Source organism: Mycetocola zhadangensis (assembly GCF_003668565.1).
GTDB lineage: Bacteria > Actinomycetota > Actinomycetes > Actinomycetales > Microbacteriaceae > Mycetocola_A > Mycetocola_A zhadangensis.
Map to the genome: position 1 here is coordinate 46,603 of NZ_RCWJ01000001.1, position 11,593 is coordinate 58,195.

General features: G+C 62.1%; 12 protein-coding genes. All 12 read left to right on the plus strand.

Annotated features, from left to right (window positions below):
* Positions 1-34: 34 nt before the first annotated feature.
* Complete coding sequence (locus tag D9V28_RS00195) at positions 35-1,396, plus strand: prepilin-type N-terminal cleavage/methylation domain-containing protein (RefSeq protein ID WP_121657726.1); 1,362 nt, start codon at positions 35-37, stop codon at positions 1,394-1,396.
* Positions 1,396-2,073 carry a pilus assembly FimT family protein gene (locus tag D9V28_RS00200; RefSeq protein WP_121657727.1) on the plus strand — a complete coding sequence of 226 codons (678 nt, stop codon included), beginning with the start codon at positions 1,396-1,398 and terminating at the stop codon, positions 2,071-2,073. The genes D9V28_RS00195 and D9V28_RS00200 overlap by 1 nt, the downstream gene beginning before the upstream one ends.
* Positions 2,073-3,932: a hypothetical protein gene (locus D9V28_RS00205; RefSeq protein ID WP_121657728.1), complete on the plus strand. Its 1,860-nt coding sequence runs from the start codon at positions 2,073-2,075 to the stop codon at positions 3,930-3,932. Before D9V28_RS00200 ends, D9V28_RS00205 begins: the two co-directional genes overlap by 1 nt.
* The gene (locus D9V28_RS00210) at positions 3,929-4,783 is read left to right on the plus strand and encodes a prepilin peptidase (RefSeq protein ID WP_121657729.1); all 855 of its coding nucleotides are present in this window, start codon (positions 3,929-3,931) and stop codon (positions 4,781-4,783) included. The genes D9V28_RS00205 and D9V28_RS00210 overlap by 4 nt, the downstream gene beginning before the upstream one ends.
* 22 nt (positions 4,784-4,805) lie before the next feature.
* The gene (gene pilM, locus D9V28_RS00215; protein WP_121657730.1) at positions 4,806-5,855 is read left to right on the plus strand and encodes a type IV pilus assembly protein PilM; all 1,050 of its coding nucleotides are present in this window, start codon (positions 4,806-4,808) and stop codon (positions 5,853-5,855) included.
* Positions 5,852-6,586, plus strand: a complete 735-nt coding sequence (locus D9V28_RS00220; RefSeq protein WP_121657731.1) for a hypothetical protein — start codon at positions 5,852-5,854, stop codon at positions 6,584-6,586. The genes pilM and D9V28_RS00220 overlap by 4 nt, the downstream gene beginning before the upstream one ends.
* A gap of 2 nt (positions 6,587-6,588) precedes the next feature.
* The gene (locus D9V28_RS00225; protein ID WP_121657732.1) at positions 6,589-7,281 is read left to right on the plus strand and encodes a hypothetical protein; all 693 of its coding nucleotides are present in this window, start codon (positions 6,589-6,591) and stop codon (positions 7,279-7,281) included.
* 225 nt (positions 7,282-7,506) lie between these two features.
* Entirely contained in the window at positions 7,507-8,331 is an 825-nt protein-coding gene (locus D9V28_RS00230) for an amino acid ABC transporter substrate-binding protein (RefSeq protein ID WP_121657733.1), read from the plus strand.
* 25 nt (positions 8,332-8,356) lie between these two features.
* Positions 8,357-9,091: an amino acid ABC transporter permease gene (locus D9V28_RS00235; protein WP_121657734.1), complete on the plus strand. Its 735-nt coding sequence runs from the start codon at positions 8,357-8,359 to the stop codon at positions 9,089-9,091.
* A complete protein-coding gene (locus tag D9V28_RS00240) occupies positions 9,078-9,872 on the plus strand; it encodes an amino acid ABC transporter ATP-binding protein (protein ID WP_121657735.1) in 795 nt (264 codons plus the stop codon). Before D9V28_RS00235 ends, D9V28_RS00240 begins: the two co-directional genes overlap by 14 nt.
* 90 nt (positions 9,873-9,962) lie before the next feature.
* A complete protein-coding gene (locus tag D9V28_RS00245; RefSeq protein ID WP_121657736.1) occupies positions 9,963-11,093 on the plus strand; it encodes a hypothetical protein in 1,131 nt (376 codons plus the stop codon).
* Positions 11,094-11,097: 4 nt separating this feature from the next.
* Positions 11,098-11,544: a hypothetical protein gene (locus D9V28_RS00250; RefSeq protein WP_121657737.1), complete on the plus strand. Its 447-nt coding sequence runs from the start codon at positions 11,098-11,100 to the stop codon at positions 11,542-11,544.
* The last annotated feature ends 49 nt before the right edge of the window (positions 11,545-11,593 follow it).

Below are 11,593 nucleotides of genomic sequence, written 5' to 3' on the forward strand. Positions count from 1 at the left end.
CAGAGCACGACACGAGAACCGAGGTGACGCAACGATGTTGAAGTCAAGAATCAACCGAGTGATGGAAGATCCGTCCCGCGGCGTCGGGCTCATTGAAGTTCTCGTAGCGATGATGATCTTCGCCCTCGTCTCCGTCGGCATCGTTCACTCGCTTCTGGCCGTCACCATTCAGGTGCGGGATTCGAAAGCACGTGAGATCGCGACGAACCTGGCCTCGCAGGAGATCGATTCTGTGCGATCCACCGACAACCTCTTCACCCTGCTTGACGAGACATACACCCCCGATCCGATCGGGGGCCAGAATTTCACGGTCACGCGATCCGCCCAGTGGGTTACGGATCCAGACGCAGATTCTGTGTGCGGCGGAGTCGCGGGAACAACAGCGCGAGACCTGCAGTACAAACTCGTGAGCGTTACAGTCACGTGGGACGGTATGCGCAACCGAGCGCGACCCGTTTACGCCGACACGTTGATCGCGCCAGGGGCCCGGGTAAGCGGTCCCCAGCAAAGCACCATTCTCGTCTACGTCGAGAACCCGTCTGGCGGCGGCACTCCGGGGGTCACCATCGAAACAGACCCAGCCGTCACCCCGGCCCCCACTCCTACCGACGCGCAGGGATGTAGCTACATCCCCAAGGTCACTCCCGGCACATACAAAGTGACCGTCACGACCCCCAACTTTGTCGACGCGGAGCAGAAAAAGCCCCCGACACAGACCGTCACGGTGCAGGAGGGCGAGTCCGGCGCGGCCTTCTTCCGAGCCGCCCCGCAACAGCCCCTCGAGGTCACGTATGCGAGCAACTACACCGACCCGGCAGTCGTGCTCCCTGACAACCTAACGACGAGCTTCATGCACGAAAGCGATCCGATCTACAGTGTCGATGGTGGCAATTCGAAAACTCTGACTCACAATCTGTACCCGTTTGCGGAGCCCTACAAAGCCGTCGCGGGTCGCTATGTGGAAGCCAATGACGGCACCGCAGGTTGCCGGTCGACCAACCCAGCCGAATGGCCCACGACCGTTGTCGGGGCCGAAACGCTGGAAAGCGCGCCACTCGAATCCGCCGCGCCAGGCACCGGAGCAAAACTCTCTGTGCCGATGGGGGTCGTGTCGATCGCTAAGGAAAGCGGGATCCGAACCATCACCGCCGTGTCTCAGAGCGCAGGCCCGGCTGGCACCGCCGATCCGGGATGCGCGGCACTCACAATGACGTACACCTTTACGGTGACGAATGGCAACAGCACAATTCTCGCGGCGCTTCCGTTTGGATCCTGGCAACTTTATAAGGGCGACTCGGCGGCTTCTCCTGAATTCCTTGTGGGTCTGACCCCGAAGACTCGAGGTTCAGTTTCGCTCGGTGGGATTGTGACGCTTGACCCTCGGGACGTGCTCTGATGCAAAGGATCATCCAGGCATTCAGAAAGCTGAGACGGGCGAAAGAATCGGGCATCAGCCTGGTGGAGCTCCTCGTCGCCATGGTCCTGCTCGGAGTGGCCAGCACCATCGTGATCGGGCTCTTTCTAAGCGCCACACAAACTGTGTCGATGGCCAGCGCGATTCACAACGACACCGGTACGGCCTCCAACGTGATGAACGCGGTCAGTAAGGCAATCCGCTCGGGGACTACCGTCCGTGTGTCCGGGGCTCCAAACGCTCCTGCGCTCATCACCGCCACCCCGACAGAGCTGGTGATGTATTCGCTCGCCGATTCCGACGCCGTGGATCCCCGACCGGTGCGAATCGAGTTCACGCGCGACCCCACCTCGTTGCAGCTGGTAGAAAAGCGATGGGCTCCAGCCGCCGCGGCAAACGGCTTCTGGGACTTCACCGCTCCCACCCTCATCTCCTCGAGGACCTTTCCTGGCGCTCTGACGAACGGAAACGTCTTTACATACAACACGGCCGCCGGCGACGCCGTGCCCGCTCCGACCGCGGCCCAACTCGGGTTGATCGCCAGTGTGACGGTGGAAGTCACCGTGCACGGGGACGCGAGGGCCAGCGGGACTCCGGTCATCCTGAAAAATACTGTTGGCATGCCGAACTTGGGCTTCTCAGAGACGGAAACACCCTGATGAACAGAATTTCCAAATTGCTCCATGGGTCCGACCGAGACAGCGGATACGCGCTGGTGATGGTACTCGGCATCGGAATGTTGCTGACAATCATGGTGGTCACGGCTATGTCGTTCTCGACAAGCGGGATGAAGAAGAGCCGCCAGGATCAGGACGCCAGCGGAGCCCTCGCGGCGGCGTACGCTGGCGTCGACGAGTACAAGAGCCGTCTACTCGCCGACAGCACCTACAGCAAGTATGGGAACGGTGAGTCTGCGTTTACTCAGGCGACAGGCAGTGTCGTCGACCTTCCCATCGGGGCAGACGTCAACCCTGCTTTTGGGGTGGGCGCGGCCGGGAGTTGGGCGTCCGTCGGTGACACGGACAGCCCGGCGAAGTTCAGATATGAAGTGGACAACTCTCAGCTCGGAGAATCGGGTGTTCTGCGTATTCGATCAACCGGAAAAGTGGGCAAGGAGACGCGAAGCGTCGTCGCAGATCTGAAAGCTCGTGGTTTCATCGACTTCCTCTACTTCACCGACTTCGAAATTCAGGATCCCTCGCTTCGCGTGGACGCAGACGGAAACCCCACCTGCAAGGACTTCAAGCACGAGTGGGAGCCGGATCCAAACAGGCTGGGGTGCACGGGCATCACGTTCGACGGCGATGACAAGGTCGACGGACCTGCCCACTCGAACGACACCGTACATATCTGTAAGGCAACCTTCACCGGTAAGGTCACGTCGGCTGACCCGAATGCTCCCTTCTATTCCCCGCGTTATGCAAAGAACGCGGCGGGTGGCTCGGCCGGCAGCTGCACCCAGCAAAAATTTGACGGTGGTGCGCCCAGCTACGACAGCAACGTGCCCATGCCGGTCTCTAACCTTTCGATGCTGCGCGAGACACAGGCCGACATCCCGGATGACGTTCCTCGACCGGGTTGCCTTTACACCGGGCCGACTCGCATCACATTCCTGGCCAACGGGAAGATGACGGTCTACTCACCCTGGACGAAGAACGTGCACGGCGGAACCGGAACCATCTCTCCTGGGGTCACAGTTCCGAACTGCGGCACCCCGTCCGTCGTGGGTGGACAGACCGGTCTCGGTGCGGTGGGTGGTCAAACCGTAAATGTCCCCGACAATAACCTGATCTACGTTCAGGGCGTGCCTGGCACGGTTGGCGACCCGAACTACTGGGCAGCAGACGCGCGACCACACAACCTCACGTGCAAAGGCACGGACGGGACGACCGAGGGCAACGGAATCGGTTTCCCGTCGAGTCGCGTCAAGCCAGCTGTTCCCGGAGGGTGGGGGTGGCCGGGTACCCCAGCAAAGACCATTTCTGAAGCAGCACCCTCGTCATCCTCATATGGTTGCCGCAGCGGAGACGTTTTCGTTCAAGGCACGCTCAAGGGCAGGGTCACCGTTGCAGCGGGCAACTTCGTCTACGCGACAGGAGACATCACCTATGCGGACACGAGCCTCGACATGCTGGGTCTCGTTGGAGGAAAAGCTGTCTGGGTCTGGAACCCGAAAGACACCGAGGGTGCCCTAATGGATACCACGAAGAACCGCACGATACACGCCGCGATTCTCTCGGTCGAGAACACCTTCCTCGTTCAGAACGTAACGACGTCACCGGCACGAGGTGAGTTGCGAATTCTCGGTGCGATCGCGCAAAAATATCGCGGGATCATCTCCCAGGGAGGCGGCTATACCAAGCGTTACGACTACGACGAGCGGATGAAGGAGACAGCACCGCCGAAGTTCCTCGCTCCCGCGGCGACAACATATGGCGTTACCTCCCTCGCCGACGTCGGTGACGCGTTCAACGCGGATGGCTCATGCGCCGTGAAGGCCGCAGGGGACTGTCGATGACGTTTCCCCAACTGAGCGTGGAACTGGGAATCGGCGTCGCTTTCGTCGGTGTCCTGGGACTCCTGATCGGTTCCTTCCTTAATGTCGTCGTATACCGACTGCCCAACGGAATGTCCGTCGTTTCTCCGCCGAGCGCCTGCCCCGGCTGTGATTCTGAAATCAAGGCATTCGATAACGTGCCTGTTCTTTCCTGGATCGCGCTCGGGGGCAAGTGTCGCGATTGCCGCGAACCGATCTCGTCGCGCTACCCGCTGGTCGAAGCGGGAGTCGGAGTGTTCTTCGCTCTTGTAGCTTTCTGGCTGTGGCAGACCCTTCCGCAGATGCCTCTCGCGACTAACGAGGTGGTGGCCGGGATTCTGGCTCTCGTAGCTTTCCTATGGCTCGCCGGCGTCAGCGTCGCCCTTGCCCTCATTGACCTCGACACTCACAAGCTTCCAAACGCGATAGTCCTACCGAGCTATGTGGTCGGGGGAGTGCTGTTGGCTGTCGCAGGGGTCCTGTCCGGCGACACTGAAGCGTTGGTGCGCGCGGGCGTTGGGATGGCGGTCATGTGGCTCGCCTATTTCCTAATGGCAATGCTGTACCCGGGCGGCATGGGCTTCGGCGACGTCAAACTCGCTGGCGTCCTCGGCCTCTATCTCGGATTCATTGGCTGGGGTGCGCTGGCCGTCGGCGCGTTCGCGGCCTTCCTCTTTGGCGGTATCTATGCCATCGCGCTCGTGCTCCTCAAAAAGGCGGGGCGTAAGAGCGGAATTCCTTTCGGGCCCTGGATGCTCGCGGGCGCCTGGACCGGCATCTTCGCCGGCAACACACTATGGACTTCCTACCTCGCGCTGCTCGGTGCGGCCTAGGTACGGGAAAGCAAGGAGAATCATGTCAACAAGCGTTGTGGGTATCGACATCGGTAGTGTCGCGATCCGAGCGGTCGAACTTCGAGACCCGGACAAGGCGAAGCCGACGCTTATGCGGTACGCGGAGCTCCCGTTGCCGGCTGGTGCCGTTAACCGCGGAGAAGTAATCGAGGCGAACACTGTTTCCTCTGTGCTGAAACAACTCTGGTCCACCGGTGGCTTCAGCTCGAAGAATGTCGTTCTCGGTATGGGGAACCAGCGCGTGCTGGCTCGTGACCTCACGGTCCCAAAGATGTCGCAGACGCGCATCCGGGAAACCCTGCCATATCAGGTGCAGGAGTTTCTTCCGGTGCCCGTGAACGAAGCCATTCTCGATTTCTACCCGGTTTCGGAAGAGACAACCGACGCGGGACCGATGGTTCACGGTTTGCTTATCGCCGCGATCAAGGACGCGGTGCTCGGCAACGTGCGCGCCGTCGAGAAGTCCGGACTGACGACGACCGGCGTGGACCTCATCCCCTTCGCTCTCTCTCGAGTCCTGCTTCGCGAGAGGCATGCGGCCGGGACCGTCGCGATCATCGACATCGGTGCGAGCGCTACGACTGTCGTAATCGCGACCAACGGCGTACCGCAATTTCTCCGAATCATTCCGGCAGGCGGTGACGACGTCACAACCGCCCTCGCACAGAGGCTCGAGATCGAGACAGCGCATGCCGAGAGCCTCAAGCGCAGCGTCGGCCTGAAGACTCGCGTCTCGGACCCAAAATTCCAGCGACCGATGGAGATCATCAACGAAGTAACGAGTGAACTCCTCGGAAGCTCACGGAACACCCTCGACTACTTCGCACAGTCGCGACCGGAATCCCCCGTCGCGCGCATCCTCTTGACCGGCGGTGGCGCTCAGCTGGACGGACTGCCAGACGCTCTGGCGGAATTGACCCGTACGCCCGTCGCTCCCGTCGACCCCTTTGCAGGATTGACGATCTCAAAAACCTTGCAAATCGAAGAACTCCGTCAAAACCAATCCGCCATTCTGGTGGCCTTGGGTCTCGCCCTTGGGAGCGCAGCATGAGCAAAGCAGCAGAAACACTAGTCGTCGGCGGGACTCCTCGTGCTGACCTGCTCCCTCTGGAGATTCACAAGGAGCACAAGGGGCGCCAGCTCCGCCGGAAGATGATCCTTGGCGTGTTCGGGGTGATTATTCTGGTGATCGTTGGAACCGGCACCAGCTACTTCCTCTCACTAACCTCTGCGATGCAGCTCATAGCGGCTCAAGAGCGCACGACCGAACTTCTCGCTGAGCAACAGCTCTACAGCGAAGTGCGCGTCGTTCAGGACGAGCTCGGAAACGTCAGAGCCGGCCAGCGGGTTGGCGCAGCCACCGAGGTCGACTGGAAAGCCTATGTCGAATCTATCGAAGCGAGCTTGCCAGCCAACGTCACGCTCGAAGAGGTGACTGTCGACGCCGCATCGCCTTTGACGGACTACGCCCAGGCAGAGGCGCCGCTTCAGGGTCTGCGCGTCGCGACGCTCACCTTTGGTGCTTTCACTACCGCACTGCCCGACACCGATGCCTGGCTCGTCGCGCTGAGCGGCCTCCCCGGCTTTGCAGACGCAAACCCGGACTCGATCAAATTCAACGAAGAGGAACAGCTGTACGAAACGAAGGTCACCATGCACATCGATGAGAGGGCCTGGTCTGAGAGATTCGTTCCCGAAGAGGAAAAGCTCGCAAACCAAGAGAAGGACGCCGCTGAGGAGACCACGAACGGTTCCGAAGCAGCTACAAAGGAGAACGACTGATCATGGACAAGACAAAGATCTGGGTTCTCGGCTCCGCGATCGTGATGATTGGAGTGCTCGCCCTCGGGTGGTTCACTGGGATCGATCCTCTGCTTCAGGCGAAGGCAACGACCGACGAGCAGCGTGTCGCGGTCGAAGCTCAAAACCAGGCCACCGAGGTTGTTATCGCCAAGCTCAAAAAGGACTTCGAGTCGATCGACGAACTTAAGGTCGAACTTGCGGGTTTGCGCAGCTCGATCCCGGCTGACGGGCAACTTCCCGGCTTCCTGAGTCAACTCGACAGCCTGGCAGCGGGCAGCGCCACGAAGGTGACGGACCTGACCGTTTCTGAAGCGATCCCGTACACGGCGCCAGCTACCTCGGTCGTGGTGGTCGAGGAACCCGTTGAGGGTGATGCTGAGGCTGCGTCCACCGAGGGTGAGGCGGATGAGGCCGTCGAGGCTCCGGAAGCGCCGGCCGCACCTTTGGCACCCCCGACAATCACGGACCCGCGTATCACGTCAGAGAACTTCGTCGCGATTCCGGTGGACGTCACGGTTGAAGGCGACCGTGCCGGAGCGCGGGCTTTCATCGATGGCCTGCAGCACGGAACACGGCTGTTCATGGCCACGTCGATCACGATGAAGCCCATGGATGACAAGCCTGGCCAGTACACCACCCAGGTGGCCGGGTACGTATACACGCTCCTCAATTAGGCATTAGCTCCGTCGCGCACCGTCCGCCTCCACCGTCGACACACGTCATTTCAGACATCGATGGTGGAGGCGGGCATATTTTTGGGCCACTCCGCGTTGCACCCCTCGTAACAGCACGTCACGCGAGTTCGCGTGCGAGCGGGGGCAATCTAGGGTCGTAAGGCGGAGCATCCGCTGGATCCGATCGATCAGCTGCTTCCGCGCTCTCGAAAGGAACCCTTCAGCATGAATTCACGCCGCCTCACAAAGGTGCTCGCCGCAACCGTCGCCGCCGGCCTCGCCGTCGCCCTCTCGGCTTGCTCGGTCGACGCAGGAGGCGGAGGAGCTGAGAAGGAATCGAGCGGAAGCGCACTCGAGCGCGTGACCGAAGCTGGGAAGCTCGTTGTCGGAACCGAGGGCACGTACAAGCCATACAGCTACCACGAGGGTGGAGCAGGCGAACTCACCGGGTACGACGTGGAGGTCGTGACTGCTGTCGCCGACAAGCTCGGACTCGACGTGAGTTTCGAAGAGACCCAGTTCGACGGCATCTTTGCCGGACTCGAAGCCGGCCGGTTCGACATCATCGCCAACCAGGTGTCGATCAGCCCCGAGCGTGAAGAACAGTACACACTCACCGAGCCCTACACCGTTTCGCCCGGCGTCGTTATCGTCGGTAAGGACAACACTGACATCGCCTCGGTCGCTGACCTCAACGGCAAGACCACTGCCCAGTCGCTCACGAGCAACTGGTACACCATCGCTGATGAAGCCGGCGCAAACGTCGAAGCCGTCGAAGGTTGGGCGCAGGCTGTTGAGCTGCTCGAGCAGGGCCGCATCGACGCGACTGTCAACGACAAGCTCACCTACATCGACTACATCGGAGAGCACCCGGACGCCGCCATCAAGGTTGTAGCCGAAACCGACGAGGCCTCGCGCAGCGCTTTCGCCCTCAAGAAGGGCAGCGACGACCTCGCAGACGCCATCAACGACGCACTCGTTGAACTCGGCGAAGACGGCACCCTGACGAAGCTTTCCGAAAAGTACTTCGGCGAGGACGTAAGCAAGTAGCCCTCGCGGCTGCGATACTGCCCTCATGACCGAGTGGCAATTTCTGAGCACGTCGCTGTCGGCCGCCGCGCCGACGGCGACGAGTGATGTGGTCACGGAGACGAGCTGGGACCTGTTCGTCAGTTCATTCTGGCCTCTGCTGTCTGGAGCGATCACCGGAACGATTCCGCTCGCGCTGATTTCGTTCGCGATCGGACTTGTCCTTGCGCTGTTTGTCGCGATCATGCGGCTCTCACGCAGCCGCATCGTGTCGAGCATCGCCAGGATCTACATCTCGATCATCCGTGGGACGCCGCTGCTCGTTCAGCTGTTCGTCATCTTCTACGGCCTTCCGTCGATCGGCCTCACCATCGACCCGTGGCCGAGCGCGATCATCGCGTTCTCACTGAACGTTGGCGGCTACGCGGCCGAGGTGATTCGAGCGGCGATCCTCTCGGTGCACCAAGGCCAGTGGGAAGCGGCGTACACGATCGGCATGTCGCGCTCGCGGGCGCTGCGCCGGGTGATTCTGCCGCAGGCGGCCCGGGTATCGGTGCCTCCGCTATCGAACACCTTCATCAGTCTCGTGAAGGACACGTCGCTCGCGTCGCTCATTCTCGTGACCGAACTGTTCCGCCAGGCGCAGAAGATTGCCGCGTTCACCTCCGAGTTCATGCTGCTGTACCTGGAAGCGGCGCTCATCTACTGGCTGATCTGCCTCGTGCTGTCGTCTGGCCAGGGCCTGCTGGAAAAAAGGTTGGACCGATATGTCGCTCACTAACCCCACCCCCGGTTCGGGCGAGAAGCTCCTCGACGTCTCCGGACTCCGCAAGGCGTTCGGCTCGCACGAGGTGCTCCGCGGCATCGACCTCTCGATCGAACGCGGCAGAGTGCTCGTGCTGATCGGTCCATCAGGCTCTGGCAAAACCACTGTGCTTCGGTCAATCAACGGCCTGGAAATTCCGGAAGCGGGTGTCGTGACCGCGGCAGGCGGCATCCGTGTGGATTATGCGGCGAAGCCCGCAAAAAAGGACATTCTCGCCCTCCGCGACCGCACGGCGATGGTGTTTCAGCACTACAACCTGTTTCCGCACATGACCGTGATCGAGAACATTATCGAGGGCCCGACGCAGGTGCAGGGCGTGAAGAAGGCGCAGGCGATTGCCGAGGCGGAGGCGCTGCTCGAACGCGTTGGCCTGGCCGAGAAACGTGACGTGTACCCGTTTCAGCTGTCAGGGGGCCAGGCGCAGCGCGTCGGCATCGTGCGGGCGCTCGCGCTCAAGCCAGACCTGCTGCTGTTCGACGAGCCGACGAGCGCGCTCGACCCCGAACTCGTCGGAGACGTGCTCGCCGTGATGAAGGAGCTCGCCGACGAGGGCTGGACCATGCTCGTCGTCACCCACGAACTCGCCTTTGCGCGCCAGGTTGCCGATGAGGTGCTGTTCATGGACGGCGGGGTCATCGTCGAGCGTGGTGCGCCCCGCGACATTTTCACAGCTCCGCGTGAGGAGCGCACGCAGCAGTTCCTGCACCGCATTCTTCACCCGCTCGATGACGACTAACACCCGCGCGGTTCCCCGAAACCCGCGCTTCCTCGCGCTAAAGTGACCACACTGGGGCACACAACGCCCTGATCGACGAGGAGTGCCACCATGAGCAACACCACCCCGGACTCGGGCAACGACAAGCTCGACCCGAACGCGCAGAACACGACACCCGTCGCATTTGATCCCGAGAGCGACACCGCCGTTGCGCCGACCGCGCCGCCCGCGGACGCCGACCGCGAGATCGTCATCGATTACGACTCCGCCGTTGATCCTGAGCCCGAGAATTCTTCGAGCGAGACGGATGCTGCTCTCCCCGTCGCGCATGAACACCACGTTCCCGAGGTGGCTGACAAGGCATACGCGGAAGAGCCAGACACCCACGTGCTGTCGGCAACAGAACCGACCGTGCTCACTCAGGCTGACCTCCGAGAAGCCGAGATCCGCGACGCTGAGGCCGGAACCGGAGCGGTCGGCGCCGAGCAGACCGTCGCCCAGCGGGCAATGGCCGAGCGGGCCGAGGCAGATCGCGTCGAAGCCGAGCGGATCGAAGCCGAGCGGATCGAAGCCGAGCGCGTCGAAGCCGAGCGTGCTGAGGCCGAGCGTGCCGACAAGGAAGCGCAGCGCGCAGCCGAAGCCCGTGCCGCGGCTGACGCGAACCGCACAGAGGCCGCATCGCCAGCGGCCCCCGTACGCCAGCCGATCTACGTGCAGGCGCCGTCGAAGCCGAAGCCGAAGAGCAACCGCGGCTTCGGCATCCTGGTGTCGCTCCTCGCCACCCTGGCGTTCGCCGTGCTCTACGCCGGCATCCTTGCGTTGATCCTCCTCGCGAACAACGGTTCGGTCGACGTCGTCGGCGACGTTCTCGCCCGCGCCCCGTACTGGATCCCGGTGCTCTTCTTCTTCCTGGCGATGGCGCTTCTGGTCGCCATCGTCAACCGCGGCGGCTGGTGGGCATACGTCCTCGGCGGCTTCGCCGTTGCGGCGATCGTCTACGGCTCCTACCTCGGCGGTGTCCTCATCGACGTTGCCACAACGATCACCCCCGCCCAGGTCGGCGACACCGTGCGTCGGGTGCTGCTCTCACCCGCAGCCATCATCGCGTTCCTGGTCGCCCGTGAGGTGCCGATCTGGTTCGGCGCATGGATCGCAGCGCGCGGCCGCAAGGTGCGTGAGCGCAACGCCGAGGCGCAAGCAGAATACGAGCGGGTGCTCGAGCAGGGTCCCGTCGTCGCCTGATCCGGTGAGCTCAGTTCCATCCGATCCTCGGCGCCTGCGTGTCGCGCTGGTCACCGCAGGGGGTCTCCTTGTCGTGCTCATTGGCACAGCGGTTCTCACCGGTTCGCTGACCTCTTTTCTCGAAGCGGATGTTTCTGGCTGGCTCCTCGGGGCGATGATCGTTGGGGCGTCGGCTGGGTATCTGGCCGTCCTGCTGACGCTTGGCGAAGCATCCGCAATTCTCACGTCGATTGTTCTACCAACGCTTGGCGCTGTCGCGGCGTTTCTCGTTGTCGGGGGAGTGCTCTTCGGACTGGGGTCGGGTGATCCGCTGCGCGGACCGACGTTCGTTCTCATGCAGTTCAGCGCACCGGGCGTCTACGTCGTGGCCGTGCTGTCTGCGCTTGCCGCCGTTGTGTTTCGGATGGGGACTCCTCCACATCGCGACGCCGGTTCGCGCTCGGTAGGGTAAGTGGACCGGTCCTGGCGATTCTCTCGCCGGGACCGACGTGTGACTAAGG

What these genes read in the sequence shown, in the direction of transcription:
- D9V28_RS00195 (WP_121657726.1), top strand. Translation starts at nt 35, where the DNA reads ATGTTGAAGTCAAGAATCAACCGAGTGATGGAAGATCCGTCCCGCGGC.
- D9V28_RS00200 (WP_121657727.1), top strand. Translation starts at nt 1,396, where the DNA reads ATGCAAAGGATCATCCAGGCATTCAGAAAGCTGAGACGGGCGAAAGAA.
- D9V28_RS00205 (WP_121657728.1), top strand. Translation starts at nt 2,073, where the DNA reads ATGAACAGAATTTCCAAATTGCTCCATGGGTCCGACCGAGACAGCGGA.
- D9V28_RS00210 (WP_121657729.1), top strand. Translation starts at nt 3,929, where the DNA reads ATGACGTTTCCCCAACTGAGCGTGGAACTGGGAATCGGCGTCGCTTTC.
- pilM (WP_121657730.1), top strand. Translation starts at nt 4,806, where the DNA reads ATGTCAACAAGCGTTGTGGGTATCGACATCGGTAGTGTCGCGATCCGA.
- D9V28_RS00220 (WP_121657731.1), top strand. Translation starts at nt 5,852, where the DNA reads ATGAGCAAAGCAGCAGAAACACTAGTCGTCGGCGGGACTCCTCGTGCT.
- D9V28_RS00225 (WP_121657732.1), top strand. Translation starts at nt 6,589, where the DNA reads ATGGACAAGACAAAGATCTGGGTTCTCGGCTCCGCGATCGTGATGATT.
- D9V28_RS00230 (WP_121657733.1), top strand. Translation starts at nt 7,507, where the DNA reads ATGAATTCACGCCGCCTCACAAAGGTGCTCGCCGCAACCGTCGCCGCC.
- D9V28_RS00235 (WP_121657734.1), top strand. Translation starts at nt 8,357, where the DNA reads ATGACCGAGTGGCAATTTCTGAGCACGTCGCTGTCGGCCGCCGCGCCG.
- D9V28_RS00240 (WP_121657735.1), top strand. Translation starts at nt 9,078, where the DNA reads ATGTCGCTCACTAACCCCACCCCCGGTTCGGGCGAGAAGCTCCTCGAC.
- D9V28_RS00245 (WP_121657736.1), top strand. Translation starts at nt 9,963, where the DNA reads ATGAGCAACACCACCCCGGACTCGGGCAACGACAAGCTCGACCCGAAC.